This window comes from Aliidongia dinghuensis (assembly GCF_014643535.1).
In the GTDB taxonomy this organism is placed as follows: domain Bacteria; phylum Pseudomonadota; class Alphaproteobacteria; order ATCC43930; family CGMCC-115725; genus Aliidongia; species Aliidongia dinghuensis.
In genome coordinates this window covers 1-21,504 of sequence record NZ_BMJQ01000023.1, presented here as the reverse complement: position 1 = coordinate 21,504, position 21,504 = coordinate 1, and the positions used below count along the sequence as shown (strand labels likewise).

General features: G+C 67.3%; 23 protein-coding genes. 7 read left to right on the top strand and 16 right to left on the bottom strand.

All coding sequences use genetic code 11. From position 1 onward, the window contains the following. Positions 1 to 252 precede the first annotated feature (252 nt). Positions 253 to 606 carry a hypothetical protein gene (locus IEY58_RS30315; protein ID WP_229744072.1) on the top strand — a complete coding sequence of 118 codons (354 nt, stop codon included), beginning with the start codon at positions 253 to 255 and terminating at the stop codon, positions 604 to 606. 44 nt (positions 607 to 650) lie between these two features. On the opposite strand, the gene IEY58_RS30310 is transcribed toward IEY58_RS30315, so the two are convergent. Further along, positions 651 to 1,703 carry a MaoC family dehydratase gene (locus IEY58_RS30310; protein ID WP_189051921.1) on the bottom strand — a complete coding sequence of 351 codons (1,053 nt, stop codon included), beginning with the start codon at positions 1,701 to 1,703 and terminating at the stop codon, positions 651 to 653. Then, on the bottom strand, positions 1,700 to 2,581 hold the full coding sequence (locus IEY58_RS30305) for an HpcH/HpaI aldolase/citrate lyase family protein (protein ID WP_189051920.1): 882 nt from the start codon (positions 2,579 to 2,581) through the stop codon (positions 1,700 to 1,702). Before IEY58_RS30305 ends, IEY58_RS30310 begins: the two co-directional genes overlap by 4 nt. 118 nt (positions 2,582 to 2,699) lie before the next feature. On the opposite strand from IEY58_RS30305, the gene pdxY reads away from it, so the two are divergent. Continuing rightward, entirely contained in the window at positions 2,700 to 3,557 is an 858-nt protein-coding gene (gene pdxY, locus IEY58_RS30300; protein ID WP_229744071.1) for a pyridoxal kinase PdxY, read from the top strand. Positions 3,558 to 3,641: 84 nt separating this feature from the next. Here the strand turns inward: pdxY and IEY58_RS30295 are convergent, their stop codons facing one another. From IEY58_RS30295 to IEY58_RS30285, 3 genes are all read right to left on the bottom strand, one after another. Continuing rightward, positions 3,642 to 4,004 carry a DUF2019 domain-containing protein gene (locus IEY58_RS30295; protein WP_189051918.1) on the bottom strand — a complete coding sequence of 121 codons (363 nt, stop codon included), beginning with the start codon at positions 4,002 to 4,004 and terminating at the stop codon, positions 3,642 to 3,644. Then, a complete protein-coding gene (locus IEY58_RS30290) occupies positions 4,001 to 5,158 on the bottom strand; it encodes a hypothetical protein (RefSeq protein WP_189051917.1) in 1,158 nt (385 codons plus the stop codon). Before IEY58_RS30290 ends, IEY58_RS30295 begins: the two co-directional genes overlap by 4 nt. A gap of 273 nt (positions 5,159 to 5,431) precedes the next feature. After that, positions 5,432 to 6,478, bottom strand: a complete 1,047-nt coding sequence (locus IEY58_RS30285; RefSeq protein WP_189051916.1) for an aspartate-semialdehyde dehydrogenase — start codon at positions 6,476 to 6,478, stop codon at positions 5,432 to 5,434. A gap of 79 nt (positions 6,479 to 6,557) precedes the next feature. Here IEY58_RS30285 and IEY58_RS30280 point away from each other — a divergent pair, with 79 nt between their 5' ends. The 3 genes from IEY58_RS30280 (at position 6,558) to IEY58_RS30270 (ending at position 8,620) form a co-directional block, all read left to right on the top strand. Then, a complete protein-coding gene (locus IEY58_RS30280; RefSeq protein ID WP_189051915.1) occupies positions 6,558 to 6,911 on the top strand; it encodes a DUF962 domain-containing protein in 354 nt (117 codons plus the stop codon). Positions 6,912 to 6,919: 8 nt separating this feature from the next. After that, complete coding sequence (locus tag IEY58_RS30275) at positions 6,920 to 7,726, top strand: AraC family transcriptional regulator (protein ID WP_229744070.1); 807 nt, start codon at positions 6,920 to 6,922, stop codon at positions 7,724 to 7,726. Positions 7,727 to 7,810: 84 nt separating this feature from the next. Then, complete coding sequence (locus tag IEY58_RS30270) at positions 7,811 to 8,620, top strand: methyltransferase domain-containing protein (RefSeq protein ID WP_189051913.1); 810 nt, start codon at positions 7,811 to 7,813, stop codon at positions 8,618 to 8,620. A gap of 69 nt (positions 8,621 to 8,689) precedes the next feature. Here the strand turns inward: IEY58_RS30270 and IEY58_RS30265 are convergent, their stop codons facing one another. From IEY58_RS30265 to ffh, 10 genes are all read right to left on the bottom strand, one after another. Further along, positions 8,690 to 10,567, bottom strand: a complete 1,878-nt coding sequence (locus IEY58_RS30265) for an autotransporter domain-containing protein (protein WP_189051912.1) — start codon at positions 10,565 to 10,567, stop codon at positions 8,690 to 8,692. Positions 10,568 to 10,723: 156 nt separating this feature from the next. Beyond that, positions 10,724 to 11,842 carry a 3-isopropylmalate dehydrogenase gene (gene leuB, locus IEY58_RS30260; RefSeq protein ID WP_189051911.1) on the bottom strand — a complete coding sequence of 373 codons (1,119 nt, stop codon included), beginning with the start codon at positions 11,840 to 11,842 and terminating at the stop codon, positions 10,724 to 10,726. A gap of 122 nt (positions 11,843 to 11,964) precedes the next feature. Further along, a complete protein-coding gene (leuD, locus tag IEY58_RS30255) occupies positions 11,965 to 12,579 on the bottom strand; it encodes a 3-isopropylmalate dehydratase small subunit (RefSeq protein WP_189051910.1) in 615 nt (204 codons plus the stop codon). A 31-nt stretch (positions 12,580 to 12,610) separates the two neighbouring features. After that, positions 12,611 to 14,023, bottom strand: a complete 1,413-nt coding sequence (gene leuC / locus IEY58_RS30250; protein WP_189051909.1) for a 3-isopropylmalate dehydratase large subunit — start codon at positions 14,021 to 14,023, stop codon at positions 12,611 to 12,613. 227 nt (positions 14,024 to 14,250) lie between these two features. Next, positions 14,251 to 14,883 (bottom strand): hypothetical protein, encoded by a 633-nt coding sequence (locus IEY58_RS30245; RefSeq protein WP_189051908.1) that lies wholly within the window; start codon positions 14,881 to 14,883, stop codon positions 14,251 to 14,253. A gap of 253 nt (positions 14,884 to 15,136) precedes the next feature. Next, positions 15,137 to 15,520, bottom strand: coding sequence for a 50S ribosomal protein L19 (gene rplS / locus IEY58_RS30240; RefSeq protein ID WP_189051907.1), 384 nt, complete (start codon positions 15,518 to 15,520; stop codon positions 15,137 to 15,139). Positions 15,521 to 15,522: 2 nt separating this feature from the next. Beyond that, positions 15,523 to 16,296, bottom strand: coding sequence for a tRNA (guanosine(37)-N1)-methyltransferase TrmD (trmD, locus tag IEY58_RS30235; protein WP_268237601.1), 774 nt, complete (start codon positions 16,294 to 16,296; stop codon positions 15,523 to 15,525). Then, complete coding sequence (gene rimM / locus IEY58_RS30230; protein WP_189051906.1) at positions 16,293 to 16,862, bottom strand: ribosome maturation factor RimM; 570 nt, start codon at positions 16,860 to 16,862, stop codon at positions 16,293 to 16,295. Before rimM ends, trmD begins: the two co-directional genes overlap by 4 nt. Before the next feature lie 39 nt (positions 16,863 to 16,901). After that, positions 16,902 to 17,258, bottom strand: coding sequence for a 30S ribosomal protein S16 (rpsP, locus tag IEY58_RS30225; protein WP_189051905.1), 357 nt, complete (start codon positions 17,256 to 17,258; stop codon positions 16,902 to 16,904). A gap of 69 nt (positions 17,259 to 17,327) precedes the next feature. Then, a complete protein-coding gene (gene ffh / locus IEY58_RS30220) occupies positions 17,328 to 18,704 on the bottom strand; it encodes a signal recognition particle protein (RefSeq protein ID WP_189051904.1) in 1,377 nt (458 codons plus the stop codon). Between the two features lie 348 nt (positions 18,705 to 19,052). Here ffh and IEY58_RS30215 point away from each other — a divergent pair, with 348 nt between their 5' ends. Continuing rightward, complete coding sequence (locus tag IEY58_RS30215; RefSeq protein WP_189051903.1) at positions 19,053 to 19,493, top strand: hypothetical protein; 441 nt, start codon at positions 19,053 to 19,055, stop codon at positions 19,491 to 19,493. Positions 19,494 to 19,622: 129 nt separating this feature from the next. On the opposite strand, the gene IEY58_RS30210 is transcribed toward IEY58_RS30215, so the two are convergent. Continuing rightward, entirely contained in the window at positions 19,623 to 20,507 is an 885-nt protein-coding gene (locus IEY58_RS30210) for an NAD(P)-dependent oxidoreductase (RefSeq protein ID WP_189051902.1), read from the bottom strand. 173 nt (positions 20,508 to 20,680) lie between these two features. Between IEY58_RS30210 and IEY58_RS30205 the strand changes: the two genes are divergently transcribed. Further along, positions 20,681 to 21,301: an FMN-binding negative transcriptional regulator gene (locus IEY58_RS30205; RefSeq protein ID WP_189051901.1), complete on the top strand. Its 621-nt coding sequence runs from the start codon at positions 20,681 to 20,683 to the stop codon at positions 21,299 to 21,301. Positions 21,302 to 21,504: the final 203 nt, after the last annotated feature.

Below are 21,504 nucleotides of genomic sequence, written 5' to 3'. Positions count from 1 at the left end.
GCCCGGGGTGCCATAAGGCGCCGGCCGGCATTAAGCGCAAGCGATAAAAGCCGAAGCAACCGGTGTTTCGGGATTGCTGCGTTCGAATTCCGGCATTCCCTAAAATTCCTCTGAGAAATAATCACAAGGCATGTGACTTCGGCCCCGGCATGGTCAACGCGCCATGGTCAGCGCGCGATGCGGGGAGGAAACGCCCGCCGCCTGCGTACTGTCAGTCCTGTAGAGGCAACCCATGGGAAGGGGTGTTTCATCGTGCTGAAGGATATGACGCGGGCGGCTTTGGCGGCTGCCCTGCTCGTCGCCGGTCTCTCATCCAGCCTGCCGGCCGCGGCCCAGGGCTATCCGCCCCCGCCGCCCCCGCCCGGCGCGGTCCCCGGCGCGGTCATCGTCCCCATGGCGCCTCCGGCGCCGCGCGTCGAGGTCGTGCCGGCGCCGCCGCCCTATGCGGCGGTCTGGCAAGCCGGCTTCTGGCGCTGGGACGGCTATCGCTACCGCTGGATCCGCGGCCATTACGTGCGTCCGCCGCGCGAGCGGCACGAATGGGTTGCCGGCCATTGGGAAGAGCGTCCTGGCGGGCACATCTGGATCGAGGGCTTCTGGCGGTAAAACCATGCGGTCCCTCGCCCGCAGGAGCGGGCGAGGGCCGAGGGTTACCGCGGCATCAGCGCCCAGTAATCCAGTTCCAGGATCACGGCGGGGTCGTACCCGCCGTCGATCCGCCCCGGGAAATCCGCCGCCGTCCGGTTCTTGACGCCGTAGGTGCGCAGCCGGAGTGCCCCCAGGTCGACGCGGCCCGGCACCGGCTCGGCCTCGACCACTTCCGACCAGGCATAGACCGTATCGCCCGCGAAGCAGGGGGCGACATGCCGGCCGCCGTTCAGTCCCACGATCTTGAAGGCATTGCCGAGGCCGTTGAAGCTCAAGGCGCGCGTCAGGCTGATCACATGGCCGCCGTAGATCAGCCGCCGGCCGAACCGGCCCTTTTCCTGTTCGAACTGGTTGAAATGGACCTTGGCCGTGTTCTGGTAGAGCCGGGTCGCGAGTTGATGCTCGGCCTCCTCGATGGTCATGCCGTCGACATGGTCGATCCGCTCGCCGGCGGCGTAATCGTCGAAGCGCCAGGGCGAGCCGGCGCGGGCCGGGTCATAGGCCTCGAGCACCAGGCCTTCCGGCACCACCAGCGACTCGACCGGCACCGCGTCGGGCAGCGACGGGACATGGGCCGTTGGCGCCGGGCTCGCCTTGTCGCGCTTCCGCACCATGACCCAGCGCACGTAGTCGAGCACGGTCTCGCCCAGCTGGTTGCGGCCGATCGAGCGGACATAGACCGTGCCGCTCTCGCCGCTCGAATTCTCCTTGAGCCCGATCACCTCGGACGTCGCCTGGATCGTGTCGCCGACGAAGACCGGCGCCAGGAAGCGGCCGGCGGCATAGCCCAGGTTCGCGACGGCGTTCAGCGAGACGTCCGGCACGGTCTTGCCGAACACCATGTGGAAGACGAGCCAATCGTCGACCGGCGCCTCGGGGAAGCCCAGAGTGTGGGCGAAGGGCTCGGCGCATTCGAGCGCGAAGCGCGATCCGGTGAGCGCCACATAGAGCGCCACGTCGCCGGCCGTGATCGTGCGCGGGGTCGCGTGTTCGATCACCTGGCCGATCGAGAAATCCTCGAAGGTGTTGCCGGGGTTGGTCTTGAGCGCGCTCACGACCCGGCCTCCAGCTCCGCGATGCGCGCGACCAGCGCCAGCAGGCGCCGGGCGTTCGCGACATGCAGGTTCTCGACCAGCTTGCCGTCGACCAGCACCACGCCCTTGCCTTCGGCCTCTGCCGCGTCGAATGCGGCGATGAATCTCTTCGCCTGCTCGATCTCCGCGGCAGACGGCGCGAAGGCCTCGTTGGCGGTGGCGATGGTCTTTGGATGGATCAGCGTCTTGCCGTCGAATCCCAGCTCGACACCTTGCCGGCAGGAATAGGCGAAGCCCTCGTCGTCCGAGAGGTCGAGATAGACGCCGTCGAGGATCGCAAGCCCATAGGCGCGGGCCGCGAGCAGGCAGAGGCCGAGGCCGGTCAGGAGCGGCAGCCGGTCACGCGTGTGGCGGGCGTGCAGGTCGTTCGCCAGGTCCGACGTGCCCATGACGAAGCCCGCGAGGCGCGGATGGGATCCGGCGATCTCCTCAGCCCGCAGCATGCCCATCGGCGTTTCCATCATGCACCAGATCGCGAGCTCCGCCGGGGCGCCGGCCTTCTCCAGGATGGCGGCCGCCTGGCGTACGGTCGCGGCACTCTCGACCTTGGGCAGCAGCACGCCGTGCACCGGCATCTTGGCTGCGGCGGTGAGGTCGCCGTGGCCCCAGGGCGTGTCGAGCCCGTTCGTGCGCAGGATGAGCTCGCGTTTGCCGTAGCCGCCGGCCGCGAGTGCCTCCGATATCACGCCGCGTGCCGCCTCCTTGGCGTCGGGCGAGACTGCGTCCTCGAGATCGAAGATCAGCGCGTCGGCGGCGAGCCCGCGCGCCTTTTCCAGCGCGCGTGGGTTCGAGCCCGGCATATAGAGCATGCTGCGGCGGGGGCGCGTAACGGTCGGCATCCTCAACTCTCCCAAAGCGGCCGGCTCATGCCGACCCGTCGTTTCTTCATATCGGCAAAGAGGATACAGACGGCTACCATCGAGCGCGAGAGTACGGGTGGCAAAAAAGGAGCGGCGTTTGGACGGAATCCTGTCGATCCAGTCCTGGGTCACCTACGGCCGCGTCGGCAATGCCGCGGCGATCTTCCCGCTTGAGCGCCTGGGCTTCGAGACCTGGGCGGTCCACACGGTGCAGTTCTCGAACCACACGGGCTATGGCCAATGGCGCGGCACCGTGTTCCCGCCCGACCATATCGCCGGCCTGATCGAGGGCATGGCCGAACGGGGCGCGCTCGACTGTTGCCGGGCGGTCTTGACCGGCTATATGGGCGATGCGGCGCTGGGCGAGATCGTGCTCGATACGGTCGAGCGGGTGCGCGCCGCCAATCCGGCTGCCTTGTGGCTGTGCGATCCCGTGATGGGCGACGTCGGCGACGGCTTCTACGTCAAGCCCGGCTTGCCGGAGTTCTTCCGCGACCGGGCCGTGCCGATGGCCGACATCATCACGCCCAACCAGTTCGAGCTCGAATATCTGACGGGCCGGACGATCCGGAGCCTGGCCGACGCGGTCGAGGCTACGGCCGCAGCCAGGGCGCTCGGGCCCAAGGTCGTGGTGCTGACGAGCTTGGTCAGGTCCGACGCGCCGGCGGATGAGATCGAACTGCTGGTTGCGACCGCCGCCGGCACCTGGCGCGTTGCCACCCCCCTGCTGCCGATCACGGTCAACGGCTCGGGCGATGCGGTCGCGGCGCTGTTCCTCGCCCATTGGCTCAAGACCGGCGGCGATCCGGCCGCAGCACTCTCGGCCGCAGCCTCGGCGATCTATGCCGTGCTCAAGGAAACCCATGCCCGCGGCGAGCGGGAGATCCAGCTGATTGCGGCGCAGGACGAACTGGTCCAACCGCGGGAGGTGTTTAAGGCGGAGCGGGTGGGGTGAGCGGTAGTGCCCTCGCCCTACTCCCGCGGCAAGTGCTCGCCTCGTCAAGGTAGTCTTCTGGCGAAGCGCCCCGAACTGCGGCCGTCAAGTCGGATTGACGGTGCCGTCCTCTATCAGCGCAATGGTCATGCGGGCATCCAGTCTAAACGGTCCGAAATCTTCCTTTATAATTTGCCTGAGCACACCAAGAGCTGGCTCCCGGGCGACTCCCAGACTGGTCGTAGCAGCATTGATTCGAACTTGGGTGTTAGGGTGTGTAAACAATTTGGTGAGTTCAAGACGTGCCGCGATGCCGCGCCTGCGCAACTCTTTGTCTATTTCATTTCGCTTTTTTATGATCTGTTTGGCCTTTCCGCCCTCGTCATTGAGTGTCAGCGGATATTGCTGCTCGCTGAACGACACGAAGAGGGAGATGAGTTCATCGACCGTCAATGTATCCAGCTTCATTTCAGCACTCCCACTGCGTGCAAGCCCATCAGTCCCACCCTTCTACGTTCATCGTACCCTCTACCGACAAGATATTTCCGCGGCGTCATGTAGTTACCACTCGAATCAAGGAGACTGCTATTTGGCGTCTGGTACCATGAATTAAGTTGCCAGTGTCGTAGAGTCGGGATGCTGACTAGGTTCTCGCCCGAGTTTATCAACTGCGTCGGTATTTCGCCGCTGCGCCCCGATGCCTGCTCGACGATGTGATGCACGTCGTAGCCGCGGCGCGCCGGGCCTTGGGCCGCCCGTTCGAGTTCGTCGAGCGGTTTCGGCGGGTCATTGTAGGCCCGGATATAGGGATAGTATTCATAGACCCATGCGGCGACCTGCGCCGCGTTCAGGGCTAGGCCGACCGGGCCGCCCGCTGCATCTTCGGCGGCTAGGATCACGGCGCGTTTCGCCGCCCAGCGCGCCAGCGCCTTGATGATCGGCCAGCGATAGGAGGCGCCGGGGTTCTCCGGCGGTACCGGCGGCGCGTCGTCGAAGAGCGGCGGGCCGCCATTGTGGCCGATGCCGGGGCGGTTCGGATCAGGACGCGGCACGCTCGACACCGACACGGCCGGCTTGTCGACCGGCCGAAACTGCCCGGGCCGGCCTTCATTCGCACCCGGCGGCCAGCGCGGATGCTTGTCGGAGTCCCAAACCCCCGCTTTGTCGAGCCAGTCGGCGGCCTCGGCGAAGCGGTCGAACATCGGTGCCAGGCCCAGAACGAAGTGCCGGTCCCAGAGCGGCATGCGTTTGGCGATCGGCGTGGCGGGCACGTCAATGCCGAGCCGGGCGGCGACCGCCCGCGCCAGCATGGCGCCCTCCGGCGACAAGGTGCCGGCCGGCGCACGGTCGAGGCTGGCTTGGGCGGCGGTCTCGTCGCCCACGGTCAGATATTCGGCGGCCCGCGCGACCTGCATCGGCACCGGCTGGCCGACGACTTCCGGCCCCATCAACTTACTCAGCCAAAAACGCAAGGCGTCGGGCGGGATCGGCCGGATGGTGCCGCCGCGCCGTTCGGTCAGCGGAATGCCCGGCCATAGCCAGACGGTTCCCGCCTTGGCGATGAGCAGCCAGTGCCGCGCCGGCGCACGACAAGGCGCCCGCGCGATCGAGAGGATCGGCATAAGAGGACTCTTCGGAATTTGGGCAAAAGAAAACCGCCGGAGGCGGGGCCAGCCGGCGGTTGGTTGCGGCGGGAAGCGCGCCTGGGCGCGCCTTCGCTATGTTCGGCTAGGAGACCGGATTAATTCGGAACGGTCAAGCGAATAGAACAAAAAAGGAACAAGCCTCGCGCCGCGCTCCGATTTGCGTCACAGATCGGTGGAGCGATGCCGGCGTAGGCTAAAGAGAGCGGAACCTGCGCAGTGGCTGGATGAGACTGGGCGAGGTGCTGCCGCTCAGCGCGCGCCCAGCCGCTTCTTCTCCGCCGGCTCCAGGTAATCCCGGTCCAACAGTTCCGCGATCTGCACCGCGTTCAAGGCCGCACCCTTGCGCAGATTGTCCGCCACGACCCAGAGCGTGAGGCCGTGCTTCACGGTCGGGTCCTTGCGGATGCGGGAGACGAACACAGCGTCCTCGCCGGCGCATTCCTGCGGGGTGACATAGCCCTCGTCGACCCGGTGGTCGATCACGGTGACGCCGGGGGCCGCCTTGAGCGCGGCGCGGGCGCGCTCGACCGAGATCTCGTCCTCGAACTCGACGTTGATCGCCTCGGCATGGCCGATGAACACCGGCACGCGCACGCAGGTGGCGCTCACCTGGATGTCGGGATCGAGGATCTTCCGCGTCTCGACCACCATCTTCCATTCTTCCTTGGTCGAGCCGTCTTCCATGAAGACGTCGATGTGCGGAATCACGTTGAAGGCGATACGCTTGGTGAACTGCTCCGGCTTGATCGGGTCGTTCACGTAGATGGCGCGGGTCTGGGTGAAGAGCTCGTCCATCGCCTCCTTGCCCTTGCCCGAGACCGACTGGTAGGTGGCGACGACCACCCGCTTGATGCGGGCGATGTCGTGCAGCGGCTTCAGCGCCACGACCATCTGGATGGTCGAGCAGTTCGGGTTGGCGATGATGTTGCGCTTGGTGTAGCGCGCGATCGCCTTGGGATTGACCTCGGGCACCACTAGCGGCACGTCCGGATCCATGCGGAACTGCGAGGTGTTGTCGATCACGACGGTGCCCGCGGCCGCGGCGCGCGGCGCATGCACGGCCGAAACCTTGGCGCCCGGCGAGAAGAGCGCGATGTCGATGCCCTTGAAGCTGAACGTGTCGAGCGCCTGGACCTTGAGCGTATCGTCCTCGCCCCACGACACTTCCGAGCCGATCGAGCGGGTGGAGGCGAGCGCCACCACGTCGTCGACCGGGAACTCGCGCTCGTGCAAGGTGGTCAGCATCTCGCGGCCGACATTGCCGGTGGCGCCGACGACGGCAACCCGATAGCCCATGACGAATTCCTCGACCCAGAATGACAAGAAGTGACACACTAAACGCGCCTCGCCGACGCGAAACAAGACGTGAGGAATCATGGCCGACCTGACCCACCGCGATGGGGCGCTCGACTATCACGCATTCTGGCTGCGCTACCTCCGGGCCCACGCGAAGCCGGAGACGCGCGCGCTGCACTATTGCGGCAGTCTCTTGGCCCTTGCTGCGGTCGTGCTCGCGATCGCGAGCGGGGCTTGGCTCTGGCTGATCGCAGCCCCGCTCCTGGGCTACGGCTTCGCCTGGACCGCCCATTTCGGCGTCGAGCACAACAAGCCCGAGACCTTCGGCCATCCGTTCTGGTCGCTCATGAGCGACTACCGCATGCTGGGCCTGTTCCTGACGGGCCGCCTTGGCCCGCACTTGGCCGCGGCCGGCGTGCGGCCCGGCGCGTGATGGGGCTCGTGAGCGCCCGCATCCATCGTGCCATCCAGCACCGCTCGCCGATCGTCGGGATCGAGGTGCTGAGCCTCACCTCGAACCTGGCCTTTCCGCGCCATGTCCATGATCATCTCGGCATCGGCGTCATCGCCGAGGGCGGGCATCGGTCCTGGAGCGACATCGGCGCCGTCGAGGCGGTGGCCGGCGAGATCATCATGGTCAATCCGGGCGAGATGCACGATGGCCTGCCGGTCGCCGGCCATATTCGCTCCTGGCGCATGCTGTGTTTCGAGCCGGATCTGGTCGCGCGCGAGTTGGCCGACGAGACGCCGCACCTGCCGGATGCAGTGCTGCCGATGGCGAGCGATCCCATGCTGGCGGCGCGGTTCCTGCGGCTGTTCGAACGCATGCGTGAGGCAGCGCCGGAAGCGCTTGCGGTCGAGGAAGGCGTGCTCGCGACCCTGATGCAGGTCATGCGCCGGCACGCGAGCCGGCCGATCGCGGTCGATCGCCGCTCGCCGGTCGTCGCCAAGGCGCAACGACGGATCGACGAGGCGCCGGAGCTGCCAGTGACATTGGCAGAGCTTGCCGCCCTTGCCGGCACCAGCCGGTTCCAGCTGCTGCGCGGCTTCGCGCGCGAGCTTGGCATCACGCCGCATGCCTATCTGGTGACGCGCCGGGTCGGGCTCGCGCGCCGGCTGATCAGGGCGGGCCATGCGCTCGCCGACGTCGCGGCCGCGGCCGGCTTCGCCGACCAGAGCCACCTGAACCGCGCCTTCGTGCGCCAATGCGGCGTCACACCCGGGCGCTATCGCGCGGCACTCGCCTGACCGCGCTGCAATTCTATCCAAGACCACGCGTCGGCCGCGGCGCCTAATCCCGCCCATCGACCAGCGGGGATGGAGCGGGCAAGATTGCGCGACGGCTATGTGCACGGCTACGCGCCGCGCGAGCAGCAGCGGCTGCAGGACCAGGCGCGTTCGCTCGCCGACCTGCTGCACCACGACACGGCCTATCCGGCCGGCGCCCGGGTGCTGGAGGTGGGGTGCGGCGTCGGCGCCCAGACCGTGACGCTCGCCCGGCGCAGCCCGGGGGCCGAGATCACCGCCGTCGACATCTCGGCCGTCTCGCTCGCCGAGGCTGAGCGGGCGGTCGAGGCGGCAGGCTTCGGCAACGTGCGCTTCCTCGAGGCCGATCTCTTCGACCTGCCGTTCGCGCCCGAAAGCTTCGACCATGTCTTTGCCTGCTTCGTGCTGGAGCATCTGGCCCAGCCGGCGGCGGCGCTCGAGCGCTTCATCCGGCTGGTGCGGCCGGGCGGGACCGTGACGGTGATCGAGGGCGACCATGGGCTCATCTGCTTCCATCCGGAGAGTGCGGCGGCCCGGGCGGCAATCGAGTGTCAGGCGGCGCTGCAGCGCGCGGTGGGCGGCGATGCCTTGATCGGCCGGCGGCTCTATCCGCTGCTCCGCGCGGCCGGGCTCGAAGCGGTGCGCGTGTCGCCGCGCATGGTCTATGTCGACGGCAGCCGGCCGGACCTGGCCGAGAGCTTCACGCGCGACACGTTCACCGCGATGATCGAGGGTGTCGCGACGCAAGCTGTCGAGGCCGGGCTCGCCGATGCTGCGCACTTTGCCGCCGGCGTCCGCGACCTGCACCGGACCGCCGAACCGGACGGCATGTTTACCTACACATTCTTCAAGGGCGTCGGCACCCGCCCGGCCTGAGGCGGGGCACATAGAAGAAACCGGCCGCCGGATCGCACCGGCGGCCGCTCTCTTGACCCGAAGCCTCGATCAGAAGCTAAGGCGCAGCTTCGCTGTCGCCTGATAGTCGTTGCCGTCGCTGCGGCTGGTCGTGGCGTTGAAGTCGACGAGCGCGCTCATGTTGGCGCCCATGCCGATGTCGACGCCGCCGCCGATGCGCACGGAGTCGCGCGCCGGCGTGTCGAGCAGTGTCGCGTTCGTCAGGAGCGGCTGCGAGACGAGGCGGGTAATGATGTCGCGCGGCCCATCCTTGAACTCGTGGTCGTAGGTCACGCGCAGGTGCGGCGACAGGCTGACCTCGCCGAAGCCGGCGGTGAAGGACAGCTGGCCGCCGAATGCGCCGACCAGCGTGTCGAAGTTCTGATGGTCGACCTGCTGGTTCATGCCGTCGGCGCCGCTTTCGCTGTAGCCGTCGATGCGGATGTTGGCGTAACGCACCTCGCCGACCGGGCCGAGATGGACGCCGCCCACATCGAAGACATAGCCGGTCTCGAACTTGAGGCCGGCCGTGCGGCCCTGGCTCGTCGCCGCCGCCACTTCGCCTACGACGAAGGTATTGCGGTTGAGCTTGCCCCAGCTGTCGCCGACATAGGTGCCACCAAGCGTGCCGTAGAAGCCGCCCTGGAAGTATGTGGCGTAGAGCGCGCCCTGGTAACTGTCGAGATCGGCCTCGCCCATGCTGCCGTGCAGGTCGCCCTTGGTCGTGCCATAGCCGAACAGGCCGCCCGCGACCAGGTTGGGCGTGATCCGATAGTCGAGGCCGGCATAGACATTGTCGGCAGTGTAGTTGAAGCCGGCCGCCGTTGTGCGGTCATCGCGCTTGCCCCAGCCGTGGGTGCCGGAGACGAAGGCGGCGAACGGCTTGTCCGGGTTGGCGATGCCACTGCCGCCGCCTGTGCCGCCGAGGTCGGAGAGGAGGAGCCCAGAAGCGCCGTCGCGCAGCGCCTGGGTGCGGCTGGTGATGGCGTCGAACGTGTTCTGGATGGCGATGATGGCGAGCTCGCCTTGCGCACCGACCACGGTCGGGGCATCGATCGTGGACGCGAAATATTGCGCGAGCAGCGCGTGGCTCTGTTCGGTCGGATGCACGCCATCCCAGAACAGGTACGGCAGCTTCTGCGCGACGCAGGCGGCGTTGAGCAGGCATTGCTGGGTCGTGTTGGTGACGCCGAACTTGGTCGGGTCGGCCAGCACCTGGGCGTTGAGCGCACTCACGTCCACGACGATGATGTTGACGTGGTACTGCGCCTGCAAAGCGGCGAGTGCGGTCGGCAGCAGCTGGTTGTGGATCGTCGAGATCTGGGTCGCGGTCGCCGAGTTGGTCGGACTGGTATTAAAGTCCGGCGTGGCACCCAGATTCGGCAAGTTCGGCACGACGAAATTGGTGACGCCGGCCTGGGCGAGGCGCGTCACGTCGGCCACGATATTGCCAACGGTCGTGTTGACCTGCGTCTGCAAGGCCGCCGTCTGCTGGGAGGTCGGCAGGGCTTGGATGCCGGGCAGCGCGCCAAAATAGTCGTTGGCGCCGGCCCAGACGACGGTCAGATCGCGGGCGCCAGGGTGCGGATTGGTCGCGAGATAACGGTCGATCTCCTGCGACACGCCGGCATTGGGCAGGCCGCCGATATTGCCGGTGCCGGCCTGGGCGCCGCCGATGGCGTAGTCGGTGAAGTTCCCCGCCGGGACGCTGAGCAGCCCGTTCAGGTACTCGGCATAGACCGGCCCGTTCGAGAAGCGGTTCATGTAATAGGGCGGGGCCGGCACGTTGATGCCGAACAGCTTCGGAATGTTGCCGTTATCGGACAGGCTGTCGCCGAACACGAGGATGTTGGAAAATTCGCTGGCGGCTTGGGCCGCGCCGGACAGCATGGCGAGCGAGACGCCGACTCCGGCGATGAAAGCGCGCATGAACTCCCCCCAGAGACGTTTGATTATTTTTCAAACTGTCACTGGTTTGTATCAGTCGCGCACCCGGTCGCACAACAAGACGGGCGGCCGGGTCAAAAGACCGGCCGCCCGTCGTTGCTCGGGCGCCACACGCGAATTCTTGCGCTCTATTGCGGCTTATTGCTCGGTGGCAAGGGTTTCGAGCTCGGCGATCAGCGCCTTGCCCATCTCCTGGGTCGAGACCGGCGCACGGCCTTCGAGCCGGATGTCGGCCGTCCGCACGCCCTTGGCGAGCAGCTTTTCGACCGCATCCTCGATGAGTGCCGCATCCTCGTCCATGTCGAAGGAGTAGCGCAGCATCATGGCGAAGCTCATGAGGGTCGCGAGCGGGTTCGCCAGGCCCTTGCCGGCAATGTCCGGTGCGGAGCCGTGCACCGGCTCGTAGAGCGCCTTGCGCCGGCCGCTCTCGTCGGCCGCCCCCAGCGAGGCCGACGGCAGCATGCCGAGCGAGCCGGTCAGCATCGCGGCGCAGTCGCTCAAGATGTCGCCGAACAGGTTGTCGGTGACGATCACGTCGAACTGCTTCGGTGCGCGGACCAGCTGCATCGCGCAATTGTCGGCGTACATGTGGCTCAATTCGACGTCGGGATAGTCCTTGTCGCCCAAGGCCTGCACGACCTCGCGCCACAGCACGCCCGACTCCATGACGTTCGCCTTCTCGACCGAGCAGAGCTTGTTCGAGCGCTTGCGGGCGAGCTCGAATCCCACGCGCGCGACCCGCTCGATCTCACTCGTCGTATAGCTCTGGGTGTTGAAGCCGCGCTTCTCGCCATTGGGCAGCGTCTCGATGCCGCGCGGCTCGCCGAAATAGACGCCGCCGGTGAGCTCGCGCAGGATCATGATGTCGAGCCCGCGCACGAGGTCGGGCTTCAGGCTCGACGCATCGACCAGCGGCTCGAACACCTGGGCGGGGCGCAGGTTGGCGAACAGCGCCATCTCCTTGCGCAAGCGCAGGAGGCCGCGTTCCGGCCGGTGCTCGAACGGCAGCTTCTCCCATTTCGGGCCGCCGACGGCGCCCAGCAGCACCGCGTCCGCACCCTGCGCCTTCGCCATGGTCGCATCCGTGAGCGGCGTGCCCTCGGCGTCGTACGCCGAGCCGCCGACGAGCGCGCGCTCGACCGAGAAGGTCACGCGCCGCTTGGCGTCGAGCCACTCGACCACGCGCTCGACCTCGTCCATCACCTCAGGGCCGATGCCGTCGCCGGGCAAGACCAGGAGTTTCTTGTTCGCCGTCACTTCACGCTCCTCGAATTTCGTTCAATCTGGCCGCTCGACCCTCACCCCAACCCTCTCCCGCCGTGCGGGAGAGGGAGGGACCCGCGAGAGCGGGAGGGTGAGGGTCTGTCGGGCGACCGGCCTTACGCCCGCGCGAGCCAGGGCTGGGTCAGCTTGAGCTGGTCCTCGTAGCTGTCGATCTCCCGGCCCTTTTCGAGGGTGAGGCCGATGTCGTCGAGGCCGTTCAGCAGGCAATGCTTGCGGAACGGGTCGATCTGGAACGACACCTTCTCGCCGTCCGGGCGGCTGATCGTCTGGTTCTCGAGGTCGATGGTCAGCACCGCGTTGGCGCCCTTGCCGGCGTCCTCCATCAGCTGCGCCACGGTCTCTTCCGGCACGATCAGCGGCAGGACGCCGTTCTTGAAGCAGTTGTTGTAGAAGATGTCGGCGAAGCTCGACGCGATGATGCAGCGGATGCCGTAGTCGAGCAGCGCCCAGGGTGCATGCTCGCGGCTCGAGCCGCAGCCGAAATTCTCGCCGGCGACCAGGATCTTCGACTGGCGATAGGCCGGCTGGTTCAGGACGAAGTCCGGGTTCTCCGAACCGTCGGCCTTGTAGCGCATCTCGTCGAACAGGCCCTTGCCGAGCCCGGTCCGCTGGATCGTCTTCAGGTACTGCTTCGGGATGATCTTGTCGGTGTCGATGTTGATCATCGGCAGCGGGGCCGCGACCCCGGTCAGGCTGGTGAATTTCTGCATGGATCGGCGCCTGGCGTCAGAGGGAAGGGCGTCAGAGGGAGGGCAGGGTGCGCACGTCGGCGAGCGTGCCGGTCACTGCGGCCGCGACCGCCATCGCCGGACTGACCAGATGGGTGCGGCCGCCGCGCCCTTGGCGTCCCTCGAAATTGCGGTTCGAGGTCGAGGCGCAGCGTTCGCCCGGCTCGAGCTTGTCGGCATTCATGGCGAGGCACATGGAGCAGCCGGGCTCGCGCCATTCGAAGCCCGCGGCGAGGAAGACCTGGTCCAGGCCCTCTTCCTCCGCCTGGTGCTTGACCAGGCCCGAGCCGGGCACGACCATCGCCTGGACGCCGGCCGCAACCTTGCGGCCCTTGGCGACCGCGGCGGCAGCGCGCAGATCCTCGATCCGGCCGTTCGTGCAGGAGCCGATGAACACGCGCTGCACCGGCACTGCCGTGAGCGGCGTGCCCGGCTCGAGGCCCATGTAATCGAGCGAGCGCTGCATCGCGGCGCGGCGCTGATCGTCGGCCTCCTTAGCCGGATCCGGCACGTGGCCGGTGATCGGCAGCACGTCCTCGGGGCTGGTCCCCCAGGTCACCTGCGGCACGATGTCGGCGGCGTTGATGCGCACGACCTTGTCGTAATGGGCGCCCGGGTCGGACGGCAGCGTCTTCCAATAGGCGACGGCCTGTTCCCAGGCGGCACCCTTGGGCGCCATCGGCCGGCCCTGGGCATATGCGAAGGTCGTCTCGTCCGGGGCGATCAGGCCGGCGCGGGCGCCGCCCTCGATCGACATGTTGCAGACCGTCATGCGCCCCGCCATGTCGAGCGCGCGGATGGTCGAGCCGGCATATTCGATGACGTGGCCGGTGCCGCCGGCCGTGCCGATGAGCCCGATGATGTGCAGCACGATGTCCTTGGCCGTCGCACCCGGCGGCAGGTCGCCCTCGACCTCGACCAGCATGTTCTTGGCCGGCTTCTGGATCAGCGTCTGGGTCGCCAGCACATGCTCGACCTCCGACGTGCCGATGCCGAACGCGAGCGCGCCGAACGCGCCGTGCGTCGAGGTATGGCTGTCGCCGCACACGATCGTCGTACCCGGCAGCGTGAAGCCCTGCTCGGGCCCGACGATATGCACGATGCCCTGGCGGACGTCGTCCATCGCGAAATAGGTGATGCCCGTCGCCGCCGCATTCTTCTCCAGGGTTTCGACCTGGATGCGCGATTCTTCGTCCGTGATGCCGGCGGCCCGGTCGGTTGTCGGCACGTTATGGTCGGCGACGGCAAGCGTCGCGTCCGGCCGGCGCACGGGCCGGTGGGCAAGGCGCAACCCCTCGAACGCCTGCGGACTCGTCACCTCATGGACGAGATGGCGGTCGATATATATCAGGCAGGTGCCGTCGTCCTGACGATGGACCAGATGGCTGGCCCAGATCTTGTCGAAGAGCGTGCGCGGTGCGGCCACGGTCGGGTGTCCTCGGTATCACAGGGCTGAAAGAGGCGCGATGATACCCCGGGCGTCCGGCGGCAAAATGGATTTTTTGTTCCGCGTGCGGTGCGGTTTTGGAAAGATTGGGCTGGCTTCGAATGGCTGCGACGCAATGTCGTCATGGACGCGTCGTTAGGGATGTGCCGAAACCCCCGCGGCGCGAGGTGCTGCCGCGGGCCGGCTTGCTTGCCTGAAAGCCGGGCTCAGGACTCGAGGCTCTTGATGTAGTTAAGACCGTCCGCCTGGCTCCAGCGGGTCCCGGTCGAGTCGACGTAATTGCCATCATACATGGCGATGACCGTGCCCTTCGAGATCGGGTAGTTGGTGATCCCGGCTGCCGAGCCGTTGCCGCTGTTGGCGGCGTTGAGATAGGCGGCGACGAAGTGGAACTCGGTGCTGCCCGGGCTCTGCCACAGGAGGGTGCCGAACGTGGCGGTCGGCCCGGCGCCGAAGATCGAGTGAAAGGTGGCGCCGCTGGCCGGATAGGAACAGCCCGCATGATTGCCGGCCTGCGGCGAGACCAGTGCGTAGGGGTTGCTATCGCAGTAGCCCTGCTTCCAATAGCCGGGCGACCGGCCGAGGCTGCAGGACGACTTCGGCTGATGCGACAGGCTGACGCCGTTCCTGTTGGCCACGGTGATCGACATCCAGGCCGACGGTGCCTGGCACGAGGACGTCGATGCGAAGGTCGGCCGGTTATGCATGAGCACGACAGGGGCGGCGGCGAGACCGACCTTGAGCCAGTTGCGGCGGGATGCGGCGAACGCGTACTTACCCGCCCCGACCTCTTCCGGCGGCGCAGGGGGCTTCGGCTGGGGCGACTGGACTTCGCTCATAATATTGATCCCATAAAAAAAGTAGTTGGACGCCGTGCTAGAACATCAATGCGATCAAAAGCACCCTAACAATGGGCGCGGACTATATCGTATTTTATCGAATATCACCATACCGCACTTCTGGTTGCGCGGATGTGATCTCCACCACCAGCACCCAATACCGCGCGGGACATCTTGCCCGCACGGAATTTGGCGATCTTGAGGAAGCGCGCCCAAGGCCAACGGTCGGCTGGCCCCGGGATGCAACAAGCGCTTACTCGGCGTCCTTGGCGGCCGTCGAGCGGGCCTTTTCGGTGATGCGGGCGGCCTTGCCGGTCCGGCCGCGCAGGTAGTAGAGCTTGGCGCGGCGCACGTCGCCCTGGCGCACCACCTCGATCGCCGTCAGCCGCGGCGAATAGAGCGGGAAGACGCGCTCGACACCCTCGCCGTACGAAATCTTGCGCAGCGTGAAGTTCGAGTTGATGCCGGCGTTCTTGCGGGCGATGCACACGCCCTCGAACGCCTGGATGCGCTCACGGTCGCCCTCGACGACCTTGACGCTGACCTTGATCGTGTCGCCCGGAATGAAGTCCGGCACGCCGCGCTCGGCGGCCAGCTTGTCGACCTGCTCCTGCTCGATCGTCTGCAGAAGGTTCATTTCTACACCTCTTCCTCGATGGCGCCGGCCAGTGGGCCGGTCGCGCGTTCAGTTCCATTGCTATTCTGGCGGGCGGCCGTCCTGGCCTGGTACCGATCCCACAGATCGGGCCGTCGCCCCTTCGTCGCCGCCTCTGCCGCAGCCTGTCGCCAGGCCTTGATCTTGGCGTGGTTGCCGGACAGGAGGACCTCCGGTACCGCGCGCCCCCGCCACACCTGCGGTCTGGTGTAGTGGGGGTATTCCAACAAGCCCGCCTCGAAGCTCTCCTCGATCAGCGTCTCGGGCGCTCCGACCGTGCCCGGCAGCAGCCGGACGCAGGCGTCGAGGATGGCGATCGCCGCCGGCTCGCCGCCGGAGAGCACGAAATCGCCGAGGCTCAGCTCCTCGAGCGCATGTTCTTCGATCACCCGCTGGTCCAGCCCCTCGAACCGGCCGCACAGCAGCACGGCCCCAGGGCCCTCGACCAGTTCCCGGATGCGCCGCTGATCGACCACCCGCCCACGGGGCGAGAGATAGATCCGCGGGCCTGGCGTCGTCTCGGCCCTGAGCGCCGCATCGACCACGTCCGGCTTCAGCACCATGCCCGGGCCGCCGCCGAACGGCGTGTCGTCGACCGTCCGGTGGGCATCCGTCGCGAACGACCTGATGTCCACCGTCTTCAACGACCAGCGCCCGCGCTCCATCGCCTTGCCGGCGAGCGAGAGCCCGAGCGGTCCCGGAAACATCTCCGGGAACAGGGTGAGCACGGCCGCGGCCCAAGTCCCCCGCGACGTCACGACGGGTCTCCGGCCAGTGCCGCCTGCTGCTCGAGCGGCTGCGGCGGCTCCGGCTTTTCGAACAGTCCGGCCGGCGGGTCGATGACGACCTTGCCGGCAGCGAGGTCGACGACCGGTACAGCAGCCTTGGTGAAGGGCACCATGACCACGGCACCGTCGGCACCCGTCACCTCGAGCGCATCGCCGGCCCCGAAGTCATAGACTGCGGTGATCCGGCCCAGCGCCTGGCCCCCGACCAGCTCGGCCGCAAGGCCCAGCAGGTCGGCGTGGTAGTACTCTTCCTCGTCCGCCGGCGGCAGCCGGTCCCGGTCGACGAAGAGGTGCAGGCCCCTCAGCGCTTCGGCCGCGTTGCGGTCCGTGACGCCCGAGAGGGTGGCCACGACCACGCCCTTGGACTGGCCGACCGACTTGAGCGTGAACGTCCGCGTGCCCGCCTCGTCCGACACCGGGCCATAGGCGTCGATGTCGATCGGATCGGCGGTGAAGCTCTTGATGCGGACCGCCCCCCGGATGCCTTGGGCACCGGTGACGATTCCAACACAGAGACGCTTCGAGGGCGCGGACATGGCTTGAAGGCCGGCTTAGCTGTGAATGGGCACTGGGCCTCAGGCGTTCGCCGCAGCGTCGGCCTTGGCGGCCGCCTGCTTGGCACGCTCCTGGGCCTTCGCCTTCGGCGCCGACTGCTTCGGCGTCTCGACGCGCTGCTTCTTCGCGACCAGCTCGGCGTCGGCCAGGAAGCGCTCGACACGGTCCGTCGGCGAGGCGCCGACCGACAGCCAATGCTTCAGGCGCTCGACCTTCAGCACCAGACGCTCCGGATGGTCCTTCTCGACCATCGGGTTGTAGGTGCCGACCCGCTCGATGAAGCGGCCGTCGCGCGGGCTGCGCGCGTCAGCGATGACGATGCTGTAGAACGGCCGCTTCTTGGCGCCACCGCGCGACAGCCGGATCTTGAGGCTCATGTGCGTTCCTTCTCTTTAACCTGAAATCAAAACCGAAAACTCATGGAAACCTTGGGCGTCCGCCGTCCGTCAGTGACGGAACGGCCCGCCGCCGCCGCCGCCCGGCAACAGGCCCGCCAATCCCTGGCGCATGATGCCTTTCTTGCCGAGCTTCTGGACCTTCTTCATCATCGTCGCCATGTCCTGATGCTGCTTCAGGAGCTTGTTGACGTCCTGCACGCTGGTGCCGGATCCCGCGGCGATGCGCCGGCGGCGCGAGCCGTTCAGGATCTTCGGATTCTTGCGCTCTGCCTTGGTCATCGACGAGATGATCGCCTCCTGGCGCTTGATGATCCTGTCGTCGATGTTGGCTTCGGAGAGCTGCTTCTTGATCTTGCCGATGCCGGGCAGCATGCCCAGCATCCCCGACATGCCGCCCATCTTGCGGAGCTGCTTCAGCTGCGCCGCCAGGTCGTCCAGGTCGAAATTGCCCTTTTCCATCTTGGCCGCGAGTTTCGCGGCCTCTTCCTGGTCGATGGTCTCGGCGGCCTTCTCGACCAGGCTCACCACGTCGCCCATGCCGAGGATGCGGCCGGCGATGCGGTCGGGATGGAACGTCTCGAGGGCGTCCAGCTTCTCGCCCATGCCGAGGAGCTTGATCGGCTTGCCGGTGACGGCGCGCATGGACAAGGCCGCACCGCCGCGCGCATCGCCGTCGACGCGGGTCAAGACAATGCCGGTCAACCCGATGCGCTCGTTGAACGCCTTGCCGACCGTCACCGCGTCCTGGCCGGTCATGGCGTCGGCGACCAGCAGCGTCTCGTGCGGCTTGACGAGATCGCGCACGGCCGCGACCTCCATCATCAGCGCCTCGTCGATATGCAGCCGGCCGGCGGTATCCAGCATGACCACGTCATAGCCTTCGAGCCGGCCCATCTTCATCGCGCGCTCGGCGATCGCGATCGGCTTCTCGCCTGCTACGATCGGCAGCGTGTCGATGCCGGCCTGGCGGCCGAGGATGGCGAGCTGCTCCTGCGCTGCCGGGCGATGCACGTCGAGCGACGCCAGCAGCACCTTCTTCTTGTCGCGGTTCTTGAGGCGGAGCGCGATCTTGGCCGAGGTCGTGGTCTTGCCCGAGCCCTGCAGGCCCACCATCAGCACCGGCACCGGCGGCACCGAGGCGAACGAAAGCTCGACCGCGTCCGAGCCCAGCACCTCGACCAGGTGGTCGTGGACGATCTTGATGACCATCTGGCCGGGGCTGACCGACCGGACGACGTCCTGGCCGATCGCCTTGTCCTTCACCGCATTGACGAAGTCCTTGACGACCGGCAGCGCCACGTCGGCCTCGAGCAGCGCCACGCGCACCTCGCGCAGCGCCGCCGTGACGTCGGCCTCCGAGAGCGCGCCGCGCTTGCGCAGCCGGTCGAAGACGTCGCCGAGCCGTGTGGTCAGACTATCGAACATCAGCCGTGCCCAAGCCCCATCCGGACAAAACAAAAAGGCCAGTGCGCGACACTCGCGGACTGGCGGCGACTCTCCGATCGGGTCGGGCGAGCCGATGAAAACCGAGGCGAAGCCCTTACCGGACTTCGCAACAGGGGCGGATTGATAGAAGCGGGGGACGTCGGAGTCAAGTCCGACGGGGCAGGGGCGCCCTGCGCGAGCCGCATGCGGCCTTGTGCCTCAATCGGATCTCAGTCCGCCGCAATTCCGCCACCACAATACCACCACTTCGTCGCGGACTATCCTGTTCCGAGGGTCCGTTATCAGGGCGTCTCATCCACGAGACGACCCAGAAGGACGGAACAGATTATGATTGCCAAGCTCACCACCCTGTCGCGGTCCCTCATCGTCGCCGGTGCGCTGGCGATGGCGCCGGCCTTCGCCCTTGCCCAGAGCGCCGCTCCGACCAGTGCTGCGCCCGCGGCGACCTCGCCGGCCGGCAGCGCTTCGACCAGCATCTCTTCTGCGCCGGCCGCCGCCGTCACGGCGCCCACGGTCAAGCAGGACGCGACCGCCAAGGCGCCCGACGTCAAGGGCGAGACCAAGGCGGCGGTCAAGGCGCCCGAGAGCAAGGCGAAATCGACGGTGAAGAAGGCTCACGCCGTCAAGAAAGCGACGAAGACCGAGATGAAGGACGCCGGCAAGACGCCCGTCAAGGCGGACGGCAAGGCCGAGACGAAGGGCGACGCCAAGGTCGACAGCAAGGCGCCGGCGGCGCCCGCGACCCCGGCGGTCCAGCCGAAGTCGTAACCGTCACCCAGGTGCCGGGGGGCGCCGGCCGGTGCGGTTCGTCGGAACTGCGGTTCGTCGGGACCAACGGCGGCACCGGCCGAAAGCACCTTCCAGGGGGAACCCTCGCCCGCTCGCCCGGGCGGGGGTTTATGCTTTCGTGATGCCCTCTTTCTTGACGCCCGCGACCGCCTCCGCCCAGAAGCGGATGATGGTCGAGAAGTCCTTGGCGCCCCAGCCGGCCGCCGTGGCGCTGGCATAGGCGGCAAGTGCGCCGGTCGCGGCCGGGGTCGGCACGCCGGCCTGGTGGCAGGCGGCGGTCATCGCCAGCAGATCCTTGCGCACGCCGGCGATGTCGAACGGAATGTCGCCGACCTCGCCCAGGATGGCCGGCAGCTTGCGCGGCAAGGCCGCGAGCGCGCCGGGGCTGTCGATCATGACCGCAAGCATGGCTTCGAGGTCGAGCCCGTGGCGCTGGCCCAGCGCCAGGCCTTCGGCGAGCGCCTGGAAATAGACGCCGATCGGCAGGTTCGCGACCAGCTTCATGACCGTGCCGCTGCCGACGGGGCCCATGTGGGCGACCTTGCGGCAGAAGTGCCCCAGCACCGGCCGCGCGCGCTCGACGTCCTGGGCTTCGCCGCCGACGAAGGCCAGGCTCTGGCTGGCCGCGACCACGGCCGGGCCGCCGGCGACCGGCGCGTCGATCAGGCGGGCGCCCAGCGCCTCGGACCGGGCCGCGATCCCGCGCACCGTTTCGGGCCGGATCGTGCTCATCTCGACGAACAGCCGTCCCGCGACCGGTCCGGCCAGAAGCTCGTCATAGATCGCCTCGACCGCGGTATCGTCGGTCAGGCTGGTCAGGATGACATCGGCCTCCTCGACGAGCGCGACGGCCGTCGCGACCTCGACCGCATGTACCAGACCGTCCGCCCGGCCGCGCGTCCGGTTCCACACCCGGACCGGTGCGCCGTCGGCGCCGATCTTGGCGGCGAACGCCCGTCCCATCCGCCCGAGTCCAGCGATCGCCACGCGCATGCCGTTTCCTCCCCGTCACCGTTCGGCATGAAGAGCAGAACGGCCGGCGGAGACTGTCAAGCGGCGGCGGCGTAAATGGCCCTGACGCGGGCTCCGAAGAGGTTCTTTCCGGAGCGCTGGCATCCTGCCATCGTTCCATCATCGTCAATCCGTGCCAAAGAGACCTCGCGCCCATGTACGTGCCGCCGCATTTCAAGGAGACCGACCTCGCCGTCCTGCACGAGGCCATACGCAACAGCGGGCTCGTGACGCTCGTGAGCCTCAGCGCCGACGGTCTGATCGCGAGCCATGTGCCGATGCTGCTCGACGCCGACGCGGGACCCTACGGCACGCTCGTCGGCCATCTGGCCAAGCCCAATCCGCAAGGTCGTGGTGCCGCACCGGGCGTGGATGCGCTCGCGATCTTCCAGGGGCCGGACTTCTACGTGTCGCCGAGCTGGTACGCGACGAAGCGCGAGCACGGCAAGGTCGTGCCGACCTGGAACTATGTGGCGATCCACGCCTACGGCCCGCTCGAATTCTTCGACGACGCGGACCAGCTCCTGGACGTGGTGACGCGCCTCACCAACCGGCACGAGGGACCGCGCACTTCGCCCTGGGCCGTGACCGACGCGCCGCCGGACTTCATCCGCGCGCACTTGAAAGGCATCGTGGGCTTCCGCCTGCCAATCGCGCGGCTCGAAGGCAAATGGAAGATGAGCCAGAACCGGCCGGTGGCCGACCGGACGGGCGTCGCCGAGGGATTGCGGGCGGACGGGCAGGGGGAATTGGCGGGGCTGGTGCCGGAAAAATAAGCGACGCAAGCCTCACGCGCATATGAGCGCACTAACCAATGCCGTTCGGTGACTTTGCCGTCACGACAATAAATAGAGTCGTCCGTGATCAATCGATAGGCGATTGATCTGGCGCGGTTTTCCGGAGCGCTGAAGTAACTGGATTTGCAGGAAAGCCGTGTCAAGACGGCGGTTTTTCTGCGTTTTCGATTCCCCATTTCGGC

Excerpts from the sequence above, each read along its gene's own strand:
- leuD (WP_189051910.1), bottom strand. The coding sequence starts at position 12,579 with ATGCAGAAATTCACCAGCCTGACCGGGGTCGCGGCCCCGCTGCCGATG.
- IEY58_RS30215 (WP_189051903.1), top strand. The coding sequence starts at position 19,053 with ATGATTGCCAAGCTCACCACCCTGTCGCGGTCCCTCATCGTCGCCGGT.
- ffh (WP_189051904.1), bottom strand. The coding sequence starts at position 18,704 with ATGTTCGATAGTCTGACCACACGGCTCGGCGACGTCTTCGACCGGCTG.
- IEY58_RS30245 (WP_189051908.1), bottom strand. The coding sequence starts at position 14,883 with ATGAGCGAAGTCCAGTCGCCCCAGCCGAAGCCCCCTGCGCCGCCGGAA.
- IEY58_RS30285 (WP_189051916.1), bottom strand. The coding sequence starts at position 6,478 with ATGGGCTATCGGGTTGCCGTCGTCGGCGCCACCGGCAATGTCGGCCGC.
- IEY58_RS30265 (WP_189051912.1), bottom strand. The coding sequence starts at position 10,567 with ATGCGCGCTTTCATCGCCGGAGTCGGCGTCTCGCTCGCCATGCTGTCC.
- IEY58_RS30205 (WP_189051901.1), top strand. The coding sequence starts at position 20,681 with ATGTACGTGCCGCCGCATTTCAAGGAGACCGACCTCGCCGTCCTGCAC.
- IEY58_RS30280 (WP_189051915.1), top strand. The coding sequence starts at position 6,558 with ATGGCCGACCTGACCCACCGCGATGGGGCGCTCGACTATCACGCATTC.
- IEY58_RS30305 (WP_189051920.1), bottom strand. The coding sequence starts at position 2,581 with ATGCCGACCGTTACGCGCCCCCGCCGCAGCATGCTCTATATGCCGGGC.
- IEY58_RS30295 (WP_189051918.1), bottom strand. The coding sequence starts at position 4,004 with ATGAAGCTGGATACATTGACGGTCGATGAACTCATCTCCCTCTTCGTG.
- rplS (WP_189051907.1), bottom strand. The coding sequence starts at position 15,520 with ATGAACCTTCTGCAGACGATCGAGCAGGAGCAGGTCGACAAGCTGGCC.
- IEY58_RS30210 (WP_189051902.1), bottom strand. The coding sequence starts at position 20,507 with ATGCGCGTGGCGATCGCTGGACTCGGGCGGATGGGACGGGCGTTCGCC.
- IEY58_RS30290 (WP_189051917.1), bottom strand. The coding sequence starts at position 5,158 with ATGCCGATCCTCTCGATCGCGCGGGCGCCTTGTCGTGCGCCGGCGCGG.
- rpsP (WP_189051905.1), bottom strand. The coding sequence starts at position 17,258 with ATGAGCCTCAAGATCCGGCTGTCGCGCGGTGGCGCCAAGAAGCGGCCG.
- rimM (WP_189051906.1), bottom strand. The coding sequence starts at position 16,862 with ATGTCCGCGCCCTCGAAGCGTCTCTGTGTTGGAATCGTCACCGGTGCC.